Genomic DNA, 19912 nt, shown 5'->3' on the forward strand with positions numbered 1-19912 from the left:
TGTCAGGAACAACCGCGTTGCGGCACGCTCGATAGTATGGGTGCATGCTTTCACTTGGTCTCACCGGCGGCATCGCTGCCGGAAAATCCTTGCTCTCTACCCGGTTCCGCGAGCTGGGAGCCGTTGTCATTGACGCCGACCAGCTGGCCGGCGAGGTGGTGGCTCCCGGAACGCAGGGCCTGGCCGCCGTCGTAGCTCATTTTGGTCCTGAGATGCTGCTGCCGGATGGTTCGTTGAACCGTCCTTCTCTCGGGTCCCGGGTCTTCGCCGATAAGGCGGAGCTCGCGGCGCTGAACGCCATCACCCACCCGTTAGTGCGTGCGGCGGCTGCTGCGTTGAAAGCCGACGCCAGCCCGGACGCCATTGTAGTCCAAGACATTCCACTGCTGGTGGAGTCGGGGCAAGGCCCCAACTTTCACCTGGTAGTCGTTGCGCAGGCGCCTCAGGAGCTTCGGCTAGAGCGCCTGATTCGGGACCGCGGGATGTCTAGGGAGGATGCGCTGGCCCGCATTGCCGCTCAAGCTACCGACGAACAGCGGGCAGCCGTGGCTGATGTGGTGATCGTCAATGATGGCACCCGGGACGAGGCAATTGCCGCCCTGGATGTGCTCTGGCATGAACGGCTAGTGCCGTTTGCAACGAATGTGGCCGCCGGGCGGGCTCATGCAGAACATGCAGATGTGGATCAAAGCGCGCATGCGCCCGCTTCTGACGATGCAGGAGAAGCGCGGCTTGTGGCTCGATTGCAGCATGCGGTGGGGGAGTCCGCCGCCGTCCTCGCCTTACATCCGGAGGGTTATGGACCGGCGTTTCGCGTGGAGCCAACGGCTGGAAATTCCGCTGAAACGCTCCTTCATGCCATGGCCAAGGCTGGATTCTTTCCCGTGGCTGATGCTATCGAGGGCCACCAGGTCTTGGCCTCGGCCGATCCGGGGCAGCCTCTCCTGATCTCTTATGAATCCTAGGGCTGCTCAAAGGTCAGGGTTGTCTGGGTACTGACGAAAGCCTGGCTGCTGCCACTAGCCGCAGAACCTAGACTGCACTGATTGATATCTTATCAATTGTGAATTGAACTTCAGGGCAATGTCATCGCCTGTTGAATCTTCATACCGGGGCATGGATTTTTATGGCTGACCTCGTTAGAGTCGAAGAGGGGGATGAGCATTCATCGGCCCAAGAAATGACTCATGTAACGCGCTTGGCTATGCCACAGCAGAAGTCGCCGGAGGAAGATTTACGTCGTTTACCAACGCCAACGCGAAGGAAAAACAATGTTTGAACACTTCACAACTCTCGAAGAAATTTATTGCTACAAACTTGCTTTGGCCCTGACCATGTTGCAGGGATCGATCGACGCGCTGGATACCCTCGAGGAGACCGCCACGCGCAGCGATCTCGAGGATCTCTTTCGGGATTCCGCCCACGCGACCCGACACCATCTTCAAAATCTGCAAGGGTGTTTTAGCCTGCCGGATCAAAACACCAACGATGCTCCCAGCGCGGCGGCCAAAGGTTTGAATAGGGAGACCAACGCCCTCATCGCCAAGACGGACAGCACACTTGTGGACGCTGTTCTTTTGGCGGGAGCTTTGGAGGCGGCGCATCACGAAGGCGCCGCCGAACTGGTCACGCGGGCGCATGAACAGATTCAGGCTGAAGTTATTCGCGAGCCTGAGCCCGTAATCCAGGTGCCGTCCTTCCTTCCAACGGGAAGCATCTAACGGCCTTGGCCCTCAAAGTAGCTCAACCCACGCACTAAGGAGAGGAATCATGCCAGAGAAAAAGAATCCCAGCATCAAGGATCCGGAAATGTATGAGGCACTGCGCGATGACGGAGCCTCTGCCCAGAAGGCAGCCAGAATATCCAATGCTGCGGCCAAGAACGGTCGGTCTACGGTGGGACGGAAGGGTGGAAAATCAAAAGATTATGAAGCCTGGACGGTGCCCGAACTCAGAGGCAAGGCCAAAGAAATCGGACTGACCGGTTACTCAAAAAAACGTAAGTCGGAACTTATCGAGGCATTGCGCAATTCTTAGTTCCCAACGAACTGCATACGTCCATGCGATGTTTATGAAAACAAAGCTCAGCCCTGAAATCCGGCGAGCCGCCGACAGCTAATTCATCCGTTAGGAGAATCACATGACTGAAAGCACCGACCAACCTGTTGAAATTTCCACCCGAATGCGCCCTGGGGAATGGACGCCGGAATCGTTGGACCAGCTGGTGGCTTCCTACCAGCAAAAGATTCGGGACATGGGTGCACCGCCCGAAGCAATTGAGACTTCCGTGGAGACCCCTGCGAATGGTTCAGCCCACGTAAACGTCAGTTGGCGCCATGAGGGGCAGCAGACGTTCCCCGATCTCGGCCAGACGTCAGTTGAGGAGGAGAATATTTCACGAGGTCACGGGGAGTCGATTCCCCGTGGTGAAGCAACCGAAGACTCAAAGGGCCTCGGCGCCGTATTCGGTGATGCCGAACGCTCAGCCGTTGACGAACCCCCGGCCGCGGGTTCCTAGGTACCAAGGAAAACCAGCTTGCGAAGGAGCAACTACGGTGGCATGGAAAGTAGACGATCATCCCAATCAGAATGATGGGTGTTTCAGATGACATCATCATCGGCAACGCCAGCTGATGGGCCCAACGACGCCCATCAACGCGGTCCTGGGGTATCCGACGGCACGGTGAAGGCACTCGGGAAACTCTCTGAAGCACTCGAAGTAGTTGAGCACGCCAGAGGACTTCTTTATGGTTTTCACCGGCTTACAGGAAAGGCCGATCTGGCGCTGGGTGAGGCTGTGCAATTGTTGCGAGCGGCGGGCCACGGAGTACTTGGTGATGACATTGAGCGTCAAATAGTGGGGCGTAACGTCATCGACGGTCGGTGGACATTCCAGATTGTTGAGGAATACGACGACGGGTATTACGCCGCATTCAAGGATGCCGAAAAGCGAGCTAGAGATGAGCTGGACGGTGGCAAACGGCACGTGTATGAGGCGGAGATGAAAGAGGACCGCAGAACACATGGCCTGGAGCATCACGAGGCGCGACCGGATCTTGTCGACGGCGCCTAGGCGGCTCATCTGTCAGAGCATCTCAGTCACCGACGAGGTGGGCCAGTTGGTGGAATCGAGTGTCACCTAGCGGCGCCGAGGCTGGATCCATCAATGACATGCGGTGCCCTTGTTATTGGCACGGCACGGGCCTAGCCTGAAAACATACGGCAGCCACAGCTGCGAGAAATGGCTGGGCAGTTGGCTGCGTGACTTGCTATGGACGATAGGAAGGTGCCGCTATGGGACTCATTATTGGTTTGTTGGTCATCTGGCTTATTTTGTCGGTGCTGGGATTCGCCATCAAGGGCCTATTCTGGTTGGCAGTCATTGGCATAATCCTCTTTGTTGCTACGGCCGGGATCGGCTGGTTCCGGAGCAGAGGCTCCATCCGAAGCTGAGGCGAAGCCCGCAACGTGTGGAGCTAGTACCGAGAACCGGCAGAAAAGGATGGCCCGCACCAAAAGGTGCGGGCCATCGCCGGGAGGTCTTAGGGAGTGGTGAAGCTGGAGCAGTCCACAACCTGGCCGCTGATGGTTACGGTGTCCGCACCGTCAGCGCAAGCCTGAACCTGTGCGGCGACGTCTGCAAAGTAGCTAATCGCCCAAATGCCAACGATGATGGATATGAGAAGGACCACGGCGCTGATGATGATGGCCACGAGGGCCAGAGTGTTCTTGTAACCGGCCTTCTTGGATTTTGACTTGGCAACGAGACCCAAGATCAAACCAACCAAGCTGAAACCGACAAACGGCAGGATGATGGCGATGATCGACATGGTCTTGCCCGGGTCGGCAGCCGGGGCGCCGTACTGACCGGGCTGCTGACCGTAGGCGGTCGGCGCCTGTGAAGCGTAAGGTGCGGACGGCTGCTGGCCGTACGGGTTTTCGGGTGTGTTGGAAGACATTGTTTTCCTCTCAAAGGAATATTTGCGCGTAAAAGTGATGATTTCCCATCTCATTTTTGCATGGATGATCCTTAGTCCACCGAATGTTGCGTGGTGAGTTGTGCCCATGGTGGAACTTAGTTATTGTGCCGGTGGTGCCTAGGAGGGGTAGTTTTAACATCATGAGTCTTGCCCAAGAGATCAACCGTGTTGTGGCCCCTTTCGAAGTGATCAGTGAGTTCAAACCTGCTGGCGATCAGCCGGCAGCTATTAAGGAACTTACCGAGCGCATCAATAATGGCGAGAAGGACGTGGTGCTTCTTGGTGCAACGGGAACGGGTAAGTCAGCCACCACGGCGTGGCTGATTGAGCAGGTGCAAAGGCCCACCCTGGTGCTGGTTCAGAACAAGACCCTTGCCGCCCAGCTCGCCAACGAGTTCCGGGAACTATTGCCCAATAACGCCGTCGAGTATTTCGTGTCCTACTACGATTACTACCAGCCCGAGGCTTACGTTCCTCAGTCGGACACCTTCATTGAAAAAGACTCCTCCGTCAATGAGGAAGTGGAGCGGCTTCGTCACTCAGCAACCAACGCCCTGTTGACCAGGCGCGACGTGATCGTGGTAGCCACGGTCTCGTGCATCTACGGCTTAGGTACGCCCGAAGAGTATGTTGCCGGAATGGTGACCTTGAAGCGCGGGGAGCAGATGAACCGCGATGACTTGTTGCGCAAGTTCGTCAGTATGCAGTACACCCGCAACGATATTGATTTCCACCGCGGTACCTTCCGCGTCCGTGGTGACACCGTTGAGATCATCCCCATGTACGAGGAACAAGCCATCAGGGTTGAGTTCTTTGGCGATGAGGTCGAAAATATCTACACGCTCCACCCACTAACGGGGGAGATCATCCGCGAAGAGAATGAGATGTACGTCTTCCCGGCATCGCACTATGTTGCCGGCCCAGATCGGATGTCCCGTGCCGTCAAACAAATTGAAGACGAACTTGCCACCCGAACCAAGGAACTTGAAAGCCAGAACAAGCTCCTCGAGGCTCAGCGACTGCGTATGCGCACCACCTATGACCTAGAGATGATGGAGCAGATGGGCTTTTGCAACGGCATCGAAAACTACTCCAGGCACATCGATGGTCGCGACAAGGGCAGCGCCCCACATTGCTTGCTGGACTACTTCCCTGACGATTTCCTGCTGGTCATCGACGAATCCCATGTCACGGTTCCACAGATTGGTGCCATGTATGAGGGCGATATGTCCCGCAAGCGCACCCTCGTGGACCACGGTTTCCGGCTTCCTTCAGCCATGGACAACCGTCCTCTTAAATGGGATGAGTTCTTGGAACGCATCGGTCAGACTGTGTACCTTTCCGCAACTCCAGGCAAATACGAGCTGGGCATGTCAGACGGCTACGTTCAGCAGATCATCCGCCCCACAGGCTTGATCGACCCCGAGATTATTGTCAAGCCCTCCCAAGACCAGATCAACGATCTCCTCGGCGAGATCCGGAAGCGCACGGCCAAGAATGAGCGTGTTCTGGTCACGACGCTGACCAAGCGCATGTCCGAGGACCTCACCGACTATCTGCTGGGAAATGGCATCAAGGTCCAGTACCTGCACTCCGATGTGGACACCCTGCGACGTGTTGAGTTGTTGCGCGAACTGCGTATGGGCGTCTTTGATGTGCTGGTGGGCATTAACCTGCTCCGTGAAGGACTCGACCTCCCCGAAGTTTCCTTGGTCAGCATTCTCGACGCCGACAAAGAAGGGTTCCTGCGGTCCTCGACGTCATTGATTCAGACCATTGGTCGTGCCGCTCGAAACGTTTCGGGTGAGGTGCACATGTATGCGGACCGGATCACGGCCTCCATGCAGTTCGCCATTGATGAAACCAATCGACGCCGGGAGATCCAGGTCAGTTACAACAAGAAGCACGGCATTGACCCCCAGCCGCTTCGCAAGAAGATTGCAGACATCACCGACCAGTTGGCTCGTGAAGACGCGGACACGGCCGCGCTGTTGGAGGAAGCGCGGCTCAAGCGTGAACCTGCTGGCAAGGCAGGTAAGAAGAAGGGCGCCGCCGGTGCCACCTCACGCCCGGCCAAGGAACTGGTGGAACTCATTGAAGAGCTTACGGCGCAAATGCACGGCGCCGCCGCAGACCTCCACTTCGAACTTGCAGCCCGGCTCCGCGACGAAGTGGGCGATCTGAAGAAGGAACTACGCCAGATGCGAGAAGCCGGCCATGACTAGCCAAGGCGTGAGTGGTTGAGCCTGTCGAAACGTGGGTCTCGACAGGCTCAACCACCGGGGGCCTCGACTACTGGGGATTTACGCCCGAACCATGCCAAGGAGCCGGGCGAAGATACCTTCACCGTCGTCGGCAATGCCGTCGTGGTGGAAGTCGGCGGTTTCCCATACTTGGAGTCCCTTGACGGCTGCGGCCGTGGCCATGGAGATCTCGCGGTCCACGAAGATGTCATCGCTGTAGACGGCGGCGGCCACGGGCACGGTGTTTTTGGCCAACTGAGCAACGTCATACAGCGGGCCCCAGCCCTCGGTGCGAGCAGCCAGCACATCAGCCAGTCCCTTCAAAGGAACAAGGGCAGGATCCTGTTCGAAGTACCACGGGTAGATGGCTTCACCGGTGAGTAGCGGCTCCGGCGCATCCGGCAAGAAATCCGGGTTCAGCGCCAGCACGCGGGCGGCTGCCCAGTCGCTCGGGGAGTCCTGCACATAGATGGATTCGTGCATCAACGCGTAGAGCGGATTGGCCGCACGGCTCACATAGGCCGAAACGGTGCTTAAGAACGTGTCGGACAGGCGGACGCCGTCGAGCGTTGACGTGAACGCATCCTCGAGGACAAAGTGCAAGGCATCGAAACGGGTATTACCGCCCAAAAAGCTGCCCAACATCTGCACGCGTTCGGGCGTGAGCCGCTCACCCGTAGGCAGCAGTTCTTCGACCTCGGACGTGTGCCGCATGATGTGCGTGAGCAGTTCGCGGTCCTCAGGGTACTTCGCAAAGTACTCGGCATTGCGGGTTCGCAGGCGGTCAAACGTAGCCTGATACACCTGGTCTGCGGGCCCGGTCAGCGGGCCCAGGCCGCCCGTGATGAGTGCCTCGCGGACACCCTCCGGCGCGAAAGAGAGGTACGTCAACGCGCAGAAGCCGCCATAGCTTTGGCCAAAGATGCTCCACGGCTCAGAGCCCAGCGTGGCGCGGATGAGCTCGGCGTCGGCCACAATATCGGTAGCTCGGAAATGAGAAAGGTAGTCTGCCTGGGCAGCCACGTCCCCGGCGAGGGGCAAGGTTTGGCGAGTGGCCGGCGTCGAAAGTCCGGTGCCGCGCTGGTCAAGCATCAACACGCGGAAGTGTTTGGCGGCCTCGGCGAGCCAGCCGCTTAGGCCAGCCGGGCGGTTGCCGCGTCCACCCGGGCCGCCCTGGAGGAACAGCAACCAGGGGAGCTCCTCGGCATCAATGCGCGCATCGCTGAGTTCGCGCGCAAACACTTCGATGGTGGGGCCTTGGGGCTGTGCATGATCCAGCGGCACGGTGAAGAAATGATCTCGCATGCGCACACCGCGGGCAGTGTACGCTTCCGAACTGGCCATCTCCGAAAGGACTGTAAAGGAATCGCTCATGACTGGGCTCCTGCGGTCTCGGTGGCAGCCGAAGCGCCGAATTTTGCCAGCGCCTCGCCATCCAAACGGAACACCGACCACCCATCCATCGGCGCCGCCCCGAACGACTTGTAGAAGTTGATGGACGGCTCATTCCAGTCCAGCACGCTCCACTCCATGCGGGCGTAGCCGCGCTCCACCGTGATCTGCGCCAGGTGCTGGAGCAGCATTTTGCCGTAGCCGCCCCCACGCGCCTCGGGCCGCACATACAGGTCCTCGAGATGGATCCCGTGCGTGCCCTCCCACGTCGAGTAGTTCAGGAACCACAGGGCAAACCCCACAATGGGTTCGCCGGCAGCGGGGGAGTCCACCACGTGCGCGAACACCTGCGGATTCTCGCCAAACAGGCTGGTGCGGAGCATCTCGGGCGTGTTCTTCACGGCGTCTGGTTCTTTTTCATAGACAGCCAGATCGTGAATCATGCCAAGGATTGCGGGGACATCGGCGGGCACGGCAGTGCGAAGCAAATTCATGCACTGAGCTTATCGCGCACCTCTACATACGGCTGAATTCCTTGAAAAGTACGACGGCGGCACCCGCCTCATTCGATGCGTCAAGATCCACTGTGGCGTGCATAAACCAATCGTGGTTGCCTGCCGGGTCAACGATGGTTTGGCGCACGGTCCAGTTGTCATCCGACGGGGCGATGTGCAACAGCGCGGGGCCACGGGCGGCCGGGCCGGACTCAATGTATTCGTGTTCGTCCCAGTACTCATCCAGCGCATCGGCCCAGCGGTCCGCATCCCAGCCGTGTTCGCCGTCGAGCTTCCCCAGCGCCTCATAGTCATCATCGGCAGCGAGCTCCACGCGGCGGAACATCTCATTGCGGACCATGACCCTAAAGGCTCGGGCGTTGTCCGTCAGACGAGGCGGGGCAGGCGGCAGTGCGGTTTCCTCCAGCAGGCCAGCGCCATCGGTGGAGTCCCCGTTGGTCATCTTCTCCCACTCATCGAGCAGGCTGGAGTCTACCTGGCGGACCAGCTCGCCCAGCCAGGAAATGATGTCCTCGAGGTCTTCGCGGAGTGCATCCTGGGGGACGGTCTGGCGGAGGGCCTTGTAGGCGTCCGTCAGGTACCGCAGCACGATTCCCTCGGAGCGAGCCAGCTGGTAATACTGGACGTATTCACCGAAGTTCATGGCGCGCTCATACATATCGCGAATGATCGATTTCGGGGAAAGCTCAAAGTCACCCATCCACGGGGAGGCCTTGCGGTAGACCTCAAAGGCCTCGAATAGCAGCTCCGAGAGAGGCATAGGGTAGGTGACTTCGTCGAGGATGGCCATGCGCTCGTGGTACTCGATGCCCTCACTCTTCATGGCCGCAACCTTTTCGGTGCGCTCACGCTTGAGCTGGGCCGAGAGGATCTGGCGTGGCTTTTCCAACGTGGACTCAATGACGGAAATGACATCCAGGGCGTAGCTGGGCGATTCCTGATCCAGCAAGTCTAGGGCAGCCAGGGCGAAGGGGGAGAGCGGCTGGTTCAGCGCGAAGTTCATCTGCAGGTGCACGGTGAGGCGCACAGTGCGGCCATCATTCTCGAGCTCGTCCTCGGGGATGCGTTCTACAACGCCGGCGCCCAGGAGTTCGCGGTACATGCCGATGGCCTTGCGCATCAGCACGCGCTGCTTGGCCGGTGATTCGTGGTTCTCGGTCAGCAAGGCCTTCGCTGCTTGGAAGGGATCGCCGGGGCGTTCCAGCAAGTTCAGCAGCATGGCGTGCGTGATGGTGAAGCTGGAGGTCAGCGGTTCCGGCACGGATTCGGCTAGGCGCGTGAATGTGGGCTCACCCCAGCTGACAAAACCCTGCTGCGGCTTCTTCTTGACCACCTGGCGGAGCTTCTTCTGATCGTCGCCAAACTTGGCCACGGCCTTCGCCATGGCCTTGGTGTTCTCAATAACGTGCTCGGGTGCCTGCACAATGACGGTGCCAGCGGTGTCATAGCCTGCGCGGCCTGCTCGGCCAGCGATTTGTTGGAACTCACGCACCTGCAAAACGCGAGTGCGGACGCCGTCGTACTTGCTCAAAGCAGTCAGCAACACGGTGCGGATGGGCACGTTGATGCCCACGCCGAGGGTGTCGGTGCCGCAGATGACCTTCATCAGGCCGGCCTGGGCCAGCTGCTCCACAAGGCGGCGGTACTTGGGCAGCATTCCGGCGTGGTGGACGCCAATGCCGTGGCGGACCAAACGGTTCAGAGTCTTGCCGAAACCTGCGGAGAAGCGGAAACCGGCAATGAGCTCGGCAATCTTGTCCTTCTCCTCACGCGTGCACACGTTAATGCTCATGAGGGTCTGGGCGCGGTCAATGGCCTCGGCCTGGCTAAAGTGCACCACATAGACCGGGACCTGTTTGGTGGCGAGCAGTTCCTCGAGGGATTCATGTACGCCGGTCTGCACGTAGTAGTAGTGCAGCGGGATGGGGCGCTCACCGGAAGAAACGGTGGTGGTCTCGCGGTTGGTCAGCTCTGTGAGCTCCTTCTCGAAACGGCTGACATCGCCCAGAGTGGCGCTCATGAGCAGGAATTGCGACTGCGGCAGTTCCAGCAAGGGCAACTGCCACGCCCAGCCACGCTGGGGATCGGAGTAGTAGTGGAACTCGTCCATGATGACCACGCCAACATCGGCATCTTCGCCCTCGCGCAGCGCAATGTTTGCCAGGATCTCAGCCGTGCAGCAGATGATGGGTGCGTCCTGGTTCACGGAGGAATCACCGGTGATCATGCCAACGTTTTCTGCTCCGAAGATCTCGCACAGGGCGAAGAACTTCTCCGAGACCAGCGCCTTGATGGGGGCCGTGTAGTAGCTGGCTGCGCCGCGGGCCATGGCGTTGAAGTGCGCCGCGATGGCCACCATCGATTTGCCTGAACCTGTGGGGGTCGACAAAATCACGTTGTTGCCGCTCACCAGCTCCAGTGCGGCCTCTTCCTGAGCTGGGTACAGCTCCAGCCCCCGGTCTAAGGTCCACTCCAAAAACGCGTCCAATACGTCGTCGTCGGTGGAGGTCTGCGGATTTAGGGTGGCAAGCTGTTCAAGAAGATTCATGGTCATCCCAGCTTAGGCGGTCGCAGCTGCCACTGCTGAACCCCTGCCCGTGCGGAATGGCATGTGGCAGGATAACGCCATGACGGATCAACCATTTGTGTGGGAACCAGCTCAGTACCGTAAGTTCGGCGATTTCCGTGACAGGCCCTTCTTTGATCTCACCTCCCGCATTGGAGCAGTGGCGCCCGCGAGTGCAGTTGACCTTGGCTGTGGGCCGGGCAATCTGACGGCTACCTTGGCGCGGCGTTGGCCGCAGGCGTCAGTGGTGGGATTGGATAGTTCGGCAGCCATGGTGGAGAAGGCGCAGGGTTTGACTGTTCCGGGGCTGTCATTTGTGCAGGGCGATATTGCCGCATGGTCACCCTTGGCCGGTGCTTCCGCCCCCGGCGCTCCTCCTGATGTCATAGTCTCCAACGCTGCCCTGCAGTGGGTGCCGGGGCATCGCGAATTGATGTCTGGCTGGTTGGCGACCATGCACCCTGGCGCGTGGCTGGGAGTGCAGGTACCCGGAAACTTTGGAGCGCCGTCGCACGTTTTGATGCGAGAACTGGCCGAGAGTTCCCGGTGGCGAAAGCAACTTGGCCGGGTGCTGCAGCACGACGACGTGGTGGCCGAACCTGCCGTCTATCAGGAACTGTTCCTCAGTGGCGGGGCTAGGGTGGACGTGTGGGAGACCACCTATAACCAACTGTTACAGGGCGAAAATGCGGTTCTGGAGTGGGTTCGAGGGACGGCGCTGAGGCCCGTTTTGGGTGCGCTTTCTGCTAGTGAAGCTACGGCGTTCGAGGATGAGTACGCCGCGCTATTGGTCGATGCCTATCCAACGGGGGAGCATGGCACAATTTATCCGTTTCGGCGGATCTTCATGGTGGGAGAGAAACAATGACTGACCTTGAGCAATTTCCGCAGGACTGGCAGCGGGCGCTAGTGATCGTGGCGCATCCGGATGACCCCGAGTACGGGATGGGAGCGGCCGTGGCGCAATGGACGGCCGAGGGTAAAGAGGTCAGCTATGTGCTGGCCACCCGTGGTGAGGCCGGAATTGCTGGCATGGCGGCCGAGGAATCGGGTCCGCTGAGGTCCATGGAGCAGCAGAATGCGTGTGCTCGGGTGGGTGTCTCGGACTTGGTCTTTCTCGATCATCCGGACGGGAGGATTGAGGAAGGGTTGGCGTTACGTAGAGACTTCGCGCGGGAGATTCGCCGTGCACGGCCCGATCTGGTGCTGACCTTGAATCACCGGGATGAGTGGGGCCCGGGGCGATGGAACTCGGCCGATCACAGGGCTGTTGGCCGAGCCGTCCTTGACGCTGTGGGCGATGCGGACAACGATTGGATCTTTCCCGAACTCTTGGCGGAAGGCTTAGCGCGTCACAAGGTGCGTTGGGTGGCGATCAGTTCCCGCAGCCTACCCACGCTCAAAAAGTGTCGGAAGCCAGTGTCGAGAAAGCCGTGGCTTCCTTGGCTGAACACGGTGAATACCTCCGCGCCCTTAGCGATGCGCCCGTGGAGGAGCAGGCCCGGGAGCAAACGCAGATGGTGACGGCGGGCGGCGTCGTAGCGTTTGAGCTTTACGGCTGAGTTCGGGCGGGCCAGCCGGCGGCGGCGTTAGGTGGCTGCACCAACCTCGGCGTCTTCGCGCTCAACTTCTGTGCGGGGCCTGGAACAACTTTGGGGCGGCGATGCCGTCAGCAAGATCGGCCAGAATGCGGCCGATGGCAGGCGTGAACTTGAAACCGTGACCGGAGAATCCCGCGCCGACCACAACGGGGCCGAACCGGTCAAGAATAAAGTCGCCTGATTCGGTAGAGGTGTAAGTGCAGCTGATGGGGTCGAATCGTTCGGCATCCAAACCGGGGAACCACTCCCGCACATAGCGTAGGAGAGCATCCATCTGGCGCGTCTCGGCTGTGAAGTCCCGGGCGTCCGGATCAACCACGGGACCCACGCCGTGCCAACCGACCTTGATACCTTCGCCCGGAGTTAGCATCCCGTAAATAGGGCTGTACCAAAAGTCATCTTCCGGGACTCCGGGCTCGGGGTTGTGGTTGAAACAGGGCCATTCGAGCCCGTCGCTGACAGTCTGGAAATGCGCTGGTTGCTCCTGCGTCACCACAAGCCGCGGGAGTTGGACTATTCCGCCGATTAACTTTTGGGTCCATGCGCCAGCGGTCACAATGACGCGGGTGGTTCGGTATTCAGCGCTGTCGGTAGACACCGCTACGAGGTCGTCGCCGAGCACTGCGAGATTCCGCACGGTGGTTTTGTACAGGAACTGCGCTTCTCGGTTTTGAGCGGCAGATTTCAGGGCGGTGAGAGCATTCGCTGCCCGGATCCTGCCAGCCTCCGGTACGTAGAGGACTCTGCTACGAAAGCGCATGCCTGCCCAACGCTCCATGGCCGCTTGCGGTGACAGGAATGAGCTGCTGATGCCAGCTTCCTGCTGTGCTTGCCGGGTGTTTTCTAGTGCTACTTCATGGCCATGGTTGACCAGTCCCACCAGGTCCAGTAGCTGCACGCCGGTTTCTTCAGCGAGCTCATCCCACAGCAGGCGCGCTTCGCTGACCAGCCGAAGATACTCCGGCTGCTGGTAAGCAGTGTTGAAGTTGCGGGTGGTCCCATGGGAAGCCCCGAGGCTGTGCCCCTCCGGGAACTGCTCCAACACGGCGACGGATTTTCCGCTGCGGGCAACGGCCAATGCTGCTGCTGAGCCCATGGCGCCAGCACCAATAACAACCACGTCAGTCTTAATACTCATGATCTCTACTGTGAACTCTTCGGGAATTCTGTTAAGGCTGCGGCCAACATTAGGGCCGGAGCTACTTGACTACTGAGGTTTCGCTCAGGGAGTGCCAGGTGCGATCGTGGTAGACCAGCGGACGTGCCTGTTCTGCTGTGCGGCCGGATTCACCAGGCAGGTTCACCTGCAGAATCTGTACGGCCACAACCGTGGAATCGCCGGCGTCCATCTGGTTGACAATCCGTCCACGCATCCACGCATTAGCCGAGGGTAGTACAGGTTCCCCGGTGATCAGGCGCGACCAGATCGAGGTGTCAGCGAAGCGGTCGATGCCGCTCGTTGCAAAATTCTTGGCCAGAGAGATCTGATCCGCACCCAATAGGTGAATGACTACCGTCTCGGCCTGCTTGACCGTGGGCGTCGAGGACGACGCTGAGGATAAGGAAAAGACCACAAGCGGCGGGTTGGCTGAAACCGAGATGACTGAGGTTGCCGTCAGCCCAACAGGCCCCTCGCCGATGTCCGCCGTAATTACGGCAACGCCTGCGGGATGGTTCCGGAACGCAGCTTTGAAATCGTCGGCGCTGAGCATTTCATGGAAACCGGGATGGGTGACCTGTTTGGGCTCGGCGAAAACGGTTGACTGCGACATGGACTCTCCTTTAGTGCGGCCAAAGTCGGCGTGGACTGCGGCTGCTGTCATAAGTGAAAAAGTATCACTCTCGTGAACTATTGGACGATTCGTCAAGGACAAATGTTTCCCAATACTTCATAAGTTCCACATAGTGACCCTTTATGACATGAAAATTTGGCATGTAACGCATTTGTGGGGTCTAGTTATGAAGAAATATTTCTTGCGGCCAAGAGATCTGGGCCAAGGATGCCGCACTATGCGCCTGTACACGGCGGCCTTGATGGAGTTTTGATGAATACCACTAGTTTTGCCCCCACCACCGTGACCTCGCGTACGGCCGAAGACGCCGCCAGGGTGAACTTTTGGGCCGAGCAAGCCAACCGGCTTGACTGGGCCGAACCGTGGCACACCGACCACAGCTTTGAACCTGCCATGAACGCCGTCACCGGCGAACTTCAGGTTCCGCGCATCGAGTGGTTTGCCGGCGGCAAACTCAACGCAGCCGTCAACTGCGTAGACAGGCATGTCGACGCCGGCAACGGCAACAAGGTGGCACTGTTCTGTGAAGGTGAACCGGGAGACCGGCGCGCCATTACGTATAAGGAACTCCAAGATGAGGTGTGCCAGGCAGCCAACGCGCTGAAGGCCTTGGGCATCGGCAAGGGCGACCGCGTAGTCATCTACCTACCCGTCATCGCCGAAACCATCATCATCACCTTGGCCGTGGCCCGGATTGGTGCCGTCCACTCCCTCGTCTTTGGCGGCTTCTCCGCCGAAGCCTTGCAGTTCCGCGTTGAAGACACTGGCGCCAAGCTGCTGGTCACCACCGATGGTCAGTTCCGACGCGGCAAGGCGGTTCCCGTCAAGGCCAACGCCGACGCCGCCGTGGCGGGTGACAACGCGATCGAACACGTCCTCGTGGTTCGCCGCACAGGATCCGGGATTGACTGGACCGACGGCAGGGATATCTGGTGGCATGACGCCGTTGGACAAGCCAGCACGGAGCATACGGCCGAATACTTTGACGCCGAAACGCCGCTGTTCATCATGTACACCTCCGGAACCACCGGCCAGCCCAAGGGCTTGGTGCACACCACCGGCGGCTACCTCACTCAGGCCTCCTACAGTCACGAACTCCTGTTCAGCAACCCGAATCCGGCCCTGCGCGAGAACGACGTTCACTGGTGCACTGCCGATCTTGCCTGGGTCACGGCGCATACCTACGAAATTTACGGGCCGCTCTCCAACGGCGTCACGCAGGTCATCTTCGAAGGCACGCCCAATACCCCGCACCCTGGCCGGCATTTTGAGATCATTGAACGCTACGGTGTCACCAGCTACTACACGGCACCCACGCTGGTCCGTTCGCTCATGGGCTGGTTCCCCAACGGCGTCCCCGCCCACCACGACCTCTCCTCCCTGCGCCTGCTCGGAACCGTCGGCGAAGCCGTCAACCCGCAGGCTTGGAACTGGCTCCGCGATCAACTCGGCGGAGGCACTCTCCCCATGGTGGACACCTGGTGGCAGTCCGAAACCGGCGCCACCATCCTTTCTCCACGCCCCGGCGATACCGAGTTCAAACCTGGCTGTGCCTCCCGTGCCATGCCCGGCGTGAGCGTACGCATCGTGGACGACGCCGGAACTGACGTTGGGCGCGATGTCCAAGGTCTGATTGTGGTTGACGGAATTGGCCCGGCCATGGCCCGGACCGTGTGGGGAAACCCGCAGCGCTACCTGGATTCCTACTGGCGCAAGTTCGCCAAGCAGGGCTACTTCTTGGCCGGCGACGGCGCCAAGTATGACGCCGACGGCCACATTTGGATCCTTGGCCGCATCGATGACGTCATCAACATCTCCGGACACCGACTCTCCACGATCGAAATTGAATCGGCACTTGTCACCCACACCAACGTCATTGAAGCCGGTGTCACCCCCGTGACCGACGCTTTGACCGGCCATGCAGTGGTGGCATTCGTCGTCCTAGCGGACAGCGAAAGTCACTCCGCCGCGGAAGTCCAGGACCAGCTGCGTGCCCACGTGGCACACAAGATTGGGCCCATCGCCAAGCCAAGCGCCGTCGTCGTAGTTCCCGATGTTCCCAAGACCCGCTCTGGGAAAATCATGCGGCGTTTGCTGACACAAATGTTTGAGGGGACGCCTCTGGGCGATACCACCTCGCTCCAAAACGAAGAATCAATGGCCGGAATTATCGCGTCCGTTACCCAGTACAAAAAGAAAGATCACTGATGAGCATTGCACCAGAAAACATTGCAGACCTCGCCACTCCGCTCAAATTTGCCTATTGGGTCCCCAACGTTTCCGGTGGCCTCGTGGTGAGCACCATCGAACAGCGCACGGATTGGAGCTTCGAGTACAACAAGAAGCTGGCCCAAATCGCCGAGAATAGCGGCTTCGAATATGCTCTGACGCAGACCCGCTACGCGGCCTCCTACGGCGCCGATCAGCAGCACGAGGCCACGAGCTTCTCGCTCGCTTTGCTCGGTGCGACGGAGCGCCTGAAGGTCATCGCCGCCGTCCATCCCGGCATGTGGCACCCCGGTGTGTTGGCCAAGTTCATCATCACCGCCGATCACCTCTCCAACGGTCGCGCTGCCGTGAACATTGTCTCCGGCTGGCTCAAGGACGAGTTCGTGAACTTTGGTCTCGATTGGCTGGAGCACGACGAACGTTACGTCCGCACCGAAGAGTTCATCCGAGTGCTGCGTGGACTCTGGACGGAGAGGGAATACTCCCAGGCCGGCAAGTACTACAACATCAATAACTTCACGCTCAACCCGGCACCCGTTGACGTGCCCGGCCGCCCGCATCCGGAGATCTTCTTCGGCGGCAACTCCACCGCTGCCCAGGCTACGGCCGGCCGCGTCGCCGACTGGTACTTCTCCAACGGCCGCACCCTGGAGGGCTACAGCGAAAACGTCAACGGCGTCTTGGCCGCAGCTGCCGAGTCCGGCCGCAAGCCGCGCTTTGGCCTCAACGGCTTCGTCATTGCCCGCGACACCGAGAAGGAAGCCCGCGAGACTTTGCGCGAGATCGTCGCCAAGGCACACCGCCCCGCCGTGGAAGGATTCGCCGCCGCCGTCAAGGAGGCCGGAGCCTCCACCAAGGATGGCAAGGGCATGTGGGCCGATTCCTCCTTCGAGGACCTGATCCAGTACAACGATGGCTTCAAGACCGAACTGATCGGCACCCCCGAGCAGATCGCCACACGCATCGTGGAATACAAGAAGCGCGGCGTGAACTTGCTGCTGACCGGCTACCTGCACTTCCAGGAAGAAACAGCCGCGTTCGGCCGGGACGTCATGCCGATTGTGCGCGAACTCGAATCCGACCTGGCCCGCAAGCACGGCACTGAGCTGGACACCTCTCTGCTGCCCATCACCAACTTTGACAAGGTGAGCGCCTAATGACTGAGCATTCCTTCGGCTTCCGCACGCGCGCTCTGCACGCGGGCGGCACGCCTGATTCCGAGCACGGCGCCCGCGCGGTGCCCATCTACCAGACCACCTCGTTCGTGTTCAAAGACACCGACGACGCCGCGAACCTCTTTGCGCTGCAAAAGTACGGCAACATTTACTCACGCATTGGTAACCCCACCGTGGCAGCCTTTGAGGAGCGCATTGCTTCTCTGGAAGGTGGCATCGGTGCTGTTGCAACGGCGTCGGGCATGGCAGCGGAATTCGTCACTTTTGCCGCACTGGCGGGGGCAGGGGACCACATTGTGGCCTCTTCCAAGCTGTATGGCGGAACCATCACCCAGCTAGATGTGACGCTGCGCCGCTTCGGTGTGGACACCACCTTCATCGATTCCACGGATCCGGCCGACTTTGCTGCCGCTATCAAGGAAAACACGAAGGCTGTTTACACGGAGATCGTGGCCAACCCCTCCGGCGACATTGCCGATCTGCAGGGGCTGGCTGATGTGGCTCACGCAGCCGGAGTGCCGCTGGTGGTTGATGCCACCCTGAGCACCCCGTATTTGATCCGCCCCATCGAATTCGGTGCCGACATTGTGATCCACTCGGCCACCAAGTTCTTGGGCGGACACGGCACCACCTTGGGTGGCGTGGTGGTGGAATCGGGCCGCTTCAACTGGGGCAACGGCAAGTTCCCTTCCATGACCGAGCCCGTAGCCTCCTACGGCAACGTGTCTTGGTGGGGCAACTTTGGTGAGTACGGCTTCTTGACCAAGCTGCGCTCCGAGCAGTTGCGCGACATTGGTCCGGCGCTCTCGGCGCAGTCCGCATTCCAGCTCTTGCAGGGTGTAGAAACGCTGCCGCAGCGCATGGATGAGCACCTGCGCAACGCCGCCGCTGTGGCCGCCTGGCTCGAAGCCGATGAGCGCGTCTCCTGGGTGCAGTTCGCCGGACTGCCCAGCCACCCGCACTTTGAGCGTGGACAGCACTACCTGCCCAAGGGTGTTGGCTCGGTGTTCGCATTCGGTGTGCGCGGAGGACGTGCTGCCGGAAAGAAGTTCATCGACTCCCTCCAGTTGGCCAGCCACTTGGCCAACATTGGTGACTCACGCACCTTGGTGCTGCACCCGGGTTCCACCACCCACCAGCAGCTCACGGCAGATCAGCTTGAGGCAGCCGGAGTCCCCGAGGACTTGATCCGCATTTCCGTTGGTCTGGAAGATCTCGCAGATATCCTGTGGGACCTTGATCAGGCGCTGACCATCGCGCAGGAGTTCATTGCCAGTCGTGCTGCTGCCACAGATGCCGCTGCTGCCACTGACGAAGCCGCGGCGTCCTGCACGATCGGAGCAAACGCATGAGCACCACGAGTACTCCCGAACGTTCATGGGTTGGCCCCTCAGCTCCCGAACGCCTGGCCATTCTGCGCAAGACTCGGTCGATCGCCATTGTGGGAGCCTCGGATAAGCCGTCACGGGCCAGCTACTTCGTGGCGACGTATCTGCTCTCTTCCAGTAGCTACCGCGTCTACTTCGTGAACCCGGTAGCTACGGAAATCCTGGGCCAGCCGGTGTACAAGTCATTGGCTGATCTGCCGGAAGTCCCGGACATGGTGGATGTATTCCGCCGCCATGACGATCTGCCCACCGTTCTGGATGAAGCCATTGCCGTTGGGGCAAAGAGCCTGTGGCTTCAGTTGGGCTCCTGGCACGAGGACGTTGCGGCTAAGGCTGAAGCTGCCGGACTGGAAGTAGTCATGGACCGCTGCGTGAAGATTGAACACGCCCGCTTCCACGGTGGTTTGCACCTGGCAGGATTCGACACCGGCGTGATTTCCTCCAAGCGGCAGGTCGTCGCCTAATTATTACGCCCTTTCGGTGTCCGGCTGCCGGGCTACCGATCAGTGGAATGTTGGCGCGAAATGTTGGCGCGAAAATGGACGGCGCTTGCGGGATGGGATGGTCTTATACGGCCGTCCGATCCCGCGAGCGCCGTCCCTTTTGCGTCTGGAGTCTCCCTAGCCGGTCCAGTTCGGGAGAAACAGCCCCGATCCACTTTCGAGTGTGCACCTCCTGTACGTTTTCGGGCCGGAAGGGGTCAGAAGTGTACGGCAACAGCACCCACAGGCCGGTAGCGGCGCCACATTGCGGGCAACGAAGCCCGGTAGTGCGTCGAGGTAGACCGATCCCCGCACCACGGACCATCGAGCAGTCACATAATGCCGCTTAGATCACCCCAAAGCGGCGTGATGTGACGGCTCGATGGGTGGCGAGCGCCCAAAACTGTCCGGCGAGCGTTCTGGCACCCGCTGGCACTCGCTTGCGCCCGTGCCCGGGCACCCCGCCCACAAGGCGCCCCAGGCCACGGCAAACTCACGGGATAGATGACTGACATTCGCAAGCCGCTAGGAGTAGCTTGATAGCTGGA

Annotated in this window: 19 protein-coding genes; 13 read left to right on the forward strand and 6 right to left on the reverse strand. The window is 59.9% G+C overall.

Annotated elements, in window-relative coordinates:
* Positions 1-44: 44 nt before the first annotated feature.
* The 6 genes from coaE (at position 45) to AB0O97_RS03740 (ending at position 3453) form a co-directional block, all read left to right on the forward strand.
* A complete protein-coding gene (gene coaE, locus AB0O97_RS03715; protein WP_363880006.1) occupies positions 45-965 on the forward strand; it encodes a dephospho-CoA kinase in 921 nt (306 codons plus the stop codon).
* A gap of 306 nt (positions 966-1271) precedes the next feature.
* Positions 1272-1721 carry a DUF892 family protein gene (locus tag AB0O97_RS03720; RefSeq protein ID WP_363880009.1) on the forward strand — a complete coding sequence of 150 codons (450 nt, stop codon included), beginning with the start codon at positions 1272-1274 and terminating at the stop codon, positions 1719-1721.
* Between the two features lie 49 nt (positions 1722-1770).
* Positions 1771-2037 carry a Rho termination factor N-terminal domain-containing protein gene (locus tag AB0O97_RS03725; RefSeq protein ID WP_363839605.1) on the forward strand — a complete coding sequence of 89 codons (267 nt, stop codon included), beginning with the start codon at positions 1771-1773 and terminating at the stop codon, positions 2035-2037.
* A 103-nt stretch (positions 2038-2140) separates the two neighbouring features.
* Positions 2141-2518: a hypothetical protein gene (locus AB0O97_RS03730; RefSeq protein ID WP_363880012.1), complete on the forward strand. Its 378-nt coding sequence runs from the start codon at positions 2141-2143 to the stop codon at positions 2516-2518.
* A gap of 87 nt (positions 2519-2605) precedes the next feature.
* Complete coding sequence (locus AB0O97_RS03735) at positions 2606-3073, forward strand: hypothetical protein (protein WP_363839600.1); 468 nt, start codon at positions 2606-2608, stop codon at positions 3071-3073.
* Between the two features lie 221 nt (positions 3074-3294).
* On the forward strand, positions 3295-3453 hold the full coding sequence (locus AB0O97_RS03740; protein ID WP_363839597.1) for a hypothetical protein: 159 nt from the start codon (positions 3295-3297) through the stop codon (positions 3451-3453).
* A gap of 89 nt (positions 3454-3542) precedes the next feature.
* Here the strand turns inward: AB0O97_RS03740 and AB0O97_RS03745 are convergent, their stop codons facing one another.
* The gene (locus AB0O97_RS03745) at positions 3543-3959 is read right to left on the reverse strand and encodes a DUF4190 domain-containing protein (RefSeq protein ID WP_363839595.1); all 417 of its coding nucleotides are present in this window, start codon (positions 3957-3959) and stop codon (positions 3543-3545) included.
* A 161-nt stretch (positions 3960-4120) separates the two neighbouring features.
* On the opposite strand from AB0O97_RS03745, the gene uvrB reads away from it, so the two are divergent.
* A complete protein-coding gene (gene uvrB / locus AB0O97_RS03750; protein ID WP_363839592.1) occupies positions 4121-6205 on the forward strand; it encodes an excinuclease ABC subunit UvrB in 2085 nt (694 codons plus the stop codon).
* Positions 6206-6283: 78 nt separating this feature from the next.
* Here the strand turns inward: uvrB and AB0O97_RS03755 are convergent, their stop codons facing one another.
* From AB0O97_RS03755 to AB0O97_RS03765, 3 genes are read right to left on the reverse strand one after another with little or no spacing between them, the layout of a single operon-like run.
* Positions 6284-7597, reverse strand: coding sequence for an alpha/beta fold hydrolase (locus AB0O97_RS03755; RefSeq protein WP_363880015.1), 1314 nt, complete (start codon positions 7595-7597; stop codon positions 6284-6286).
* Positions 7594-8109: a GNAT family N-acetyltransferase gene (locus tag AB0O97_RS03760; protein WP_363880018.1), complete on the reverse strand. Its 516-nt coding sequence runs from the start codon at positions 8107-8109 to the stop codon at positions 7594-7596. The genes AB0O97_RS03755 and AB0O97_RS03760 overlap by 4 nt, the downstream gene beginning before the upstream one ends.
* A gap of 22 nt (positions 8110-8131) precedes the next feature.
* Positions 8132-10678, reverse strand: coding sequence for a DUF3516 domain-containing protein (locus tag AB0O97_RS03765; protein WP_363880021.1), 2547 nt, complete (start codon positions 10676-10678; stop codon positions 8132-8134).
* Between the two features lie 79 nt (positions 10679-10757).
* Here AB0O97_RS03765 and AB0O97_RS03770 point away from each other — a divergent pair, with 79 nt between their 5' ends.
* Complete coding sequence (locus AB0O97_RS03770) at positions 10758-11564, forward strand: trans-aconitate 2-methyltransferase (protein ID WP_363880024.1); 807 nt, start codon at positions 10758-10760, stop codon at positions 11562-11564.
* Complete coding sequence (locus AB0O97_RS03775; protein ID WP_363880027.1) at positions 11561-12220, forward strand: PIG-L family deacetylase; 660 nt, start codon at positions 11561-11563, stop codon at positions 12218-12220. The genes AB0O97_RS03770 and AB0O97_RS03775 overlap by 4 nt, the downstream gene beginning before the upstream one ends.
* A gap of 99 nt (positions 12221-12319) precedes the next feature.
* On the opposite strand, the gene AB0O97_RS03780 is transcribed toward AB0O97_RS03775, so the two are convergent.
* Complete coding sequence (locus AB0O97_RS03780; RefSeq protein ID WP_363880029.1) at positions 12320-13435, reverse strand: FAD-dependent oxidoreductase; 1116 nt, start codon at positions 13433-13435, stop codon at positions 12320-12322.
* A gap of 61 nt (positions 13436-13496) precedes the next feature.
* The gene (locus AB0O97_RS03785) at positions 13497-14069 is read right to left on the reverse strand and encodes a flavin reductase family protein (RefSeq protein ID WP_363880032.1); all 573 of its coding nucleotides are present in this window, start codon (positions 14067-14069) and stop codon (positions 13497-13499) included.
* A 273-nt stretch (positions 14070-14342) separates the two neighbouring features.
* On the opposite strand from AB0O97_RS03785, the gene acs reads away from it, so the two are divergent.
* The 4 genes from acs to AB0O97_RS03805 are packed head-to-tail and all read left to right on the forward strand — an operon-like array spanning position 14343 to position 19346.
* Positions 14343-16298: an acetate--CoA ligase gene (gene acs / locus AB0O97_RS03790; RefSeq protein ID WP_363880035.1), complete on the forward strand. Its 1956-nt coding sequence runs from the start codon at positions 14343-14345 to the stop codon at positions 16296-16298.
* Positions 16298-17476 carry a dimethylsulfone monooxygenase SfnG gene (gene sfnG, locus AB0O97_RS03795; protein WP_363880038.1) on the forward strand — a complete coding sequence of 393 codons (1179 nt, stop codon included), beginning with the start codon at positions 16298-16300 and terminating at the stop codon, positions 17474-17476. The genes acs and sfnG overlap by 1 nt, the downstream gene beginning before the upstream one ends.
* Positions 17476-18846: an O-acetylhomoserine aminocarboxypropyltransferase/cysteine synthase family protein gene (locus AB0O97_RS03800; RefSeq protein ID WP_363880041.1), complete on the forward strand. Its 1371-nt coding sequence runs from the start codon at positions 17476-17478 to the stop codon at positions 18844-18846. Before sfnG ends, AB0O97_RS03800 begins: the two co-directional genes overlap by 1 nt.
* Entirely contained in the window at positions 18843-19346 is a 504-nt protein-coding gene (locus AB0O97_RS03805; protein WP_363880044.1) for a CoA-binding protein, read from the forward strand. The genes AB0O97_RS03800 and AB0O97_RS03805 overlap by 4 nt, the downstream gene beginning before the upstream one ends.
* Positions 19347-19912: the final 566 nt, after the last annotated feature.

The sequence above is a fragment of the Specibacter sp. NPDC078692 genome (assembly GCF_040686835.1).
GTDB lineage: Bacteria > Actinomycetota > Actinomycetes > Actinomycetales > Micrococcaceae > Specibacter.

Bases quoted from the DNA above. Each gene is read 5' to 3' on its own strand.
- coaE (WP_363880006.1), top strand. From the start codon at position 45: ATGCTTTCACTTGGTCTCACCGGCGGCATCGCTGCCGGAAAATCCTTG.
- AB0O97_RS03720 (WP_363880009.1), top strand. From the start codon at position 1,272: ATGTTTGAACACTTCACAACTCTCGAAGAAATTTATTGCTACAAACTT.
- AB0O97_RS03725 (WP_363839605.1), top strand. From the start codon at position 1,771: ATGCCAGAGAAAAAGAATCCCAGCATCAAGGATCCGGAAATGTATGAG.
- AB0O97_RS03730 (WP_363880012.1), top strand. From the start codon at position 2,141: ATGACTGAAAGCACCGACCAACCTGTTGAAATTTCCACCCGAATGCGC.
- AB0O97_RS03735 (WP_363839600.1), top strand. From the start codon at position 2,606: ATGACATCATCATCGGCAACGCCAGCTGATGGGCCCAACGACGCCCAT.
- AB0O97_RS03740 (WP_363839597.1), top strand. From the start codon at position 3,295: ATGGGACTCATTATTGGTTTGTTGGTCATCTGGCTTATTTTGTCGGTG.
- AB0O97_RS03745 (WP_363839595.1), bottom strand. From the start codon at position 3,959: ATGTCTTCCAACACACCCGAAAACCCGTACGGCCAGCAGCCGTCCGCA.
- uvrB (WP_363839592.1), top strand. From the start codon at position 4,121: ATGAGTCTTGCCCAAGAGATCAACCGTGTTGTGGCCCCTTTCGAAGTG.
- AB0O97_RS03755 (WP_363880015.1), bottom strand. From the start codon at position 7,597: ATGAGCGATTCCTTTACAGTCCTTTCGGAGATGGCCAGTTCGGAAGCG.
- AB0O97_RS03760 (WP_363880018.1), bottom strand. From the start codon at position 8,109: ATGAATTTGCTTCGCACTGCCGTGCCCGCCGATGTCCCCGCAATCCTT.
- AB0O97_RS03765 (WP_363880021.1), bottom strand. From the start codon at position 10,678: ATGAATCTTCTTGAACAGCTTGCCACCCTAAATCCGCAGACCTCCACC.
- AB0O97_RS03770 (WP_363880024.1), top strand. From the start codon at position 10,758: ATGACGGATCAACCATTTGTGTGGGAACCAGCTCAGTACCGTAAGTTC.
- AB0O97_RS03775 (WP_363880027.1), top strand. From the start codon at position 11,561: ATGACTGACCTTGAGCAATTTCCGCAGGACTGGCAGCGGGCGCTAGTG.
- AB0O97_RS03780 (WP_363880029.1), bottom strand. From the start codon at position 13,435: ATGAGTATTAAGACTGACGTGGTTGTTATTGGTGCTGGCGCCATGGGC.
- AB0O97_RS03785 (WP_363880032.1), bottom strand. From the start codon at position 14,069: ATGTCGCAGTCAACCGTTTTCGCCGAGCCCAAACAGGTCACCCATCCC.
- acs (WP_363880035.1), top strand. From the start codon at position 14,343: ATGAATACCACTAGTTTTGCCCCCACCACCGTGACCTCGCGTACGGCC.
- sfnG (WP_363880038.1), top strand. From the start codon at position 16,298: ATGAGCATTGCACCAGAAAACATTGCAGACCTCGCCACTCCGCTCAAA.
- AB0O97_RS03800 (WP_363880041.1), top strand. From the start codon at position 17,476: ATGACTGAGCATTCCTTCGGCTTCCGCACGCGCGCTCTGCACGCGGGC.
- AB0O97_RS03805 (WP_363880044.1), top strand. From the start codon at position 18,843: ATGAGCACCACGAGTACTCCCGAACGTTCATGGGTTGGCCCCTCAGCT.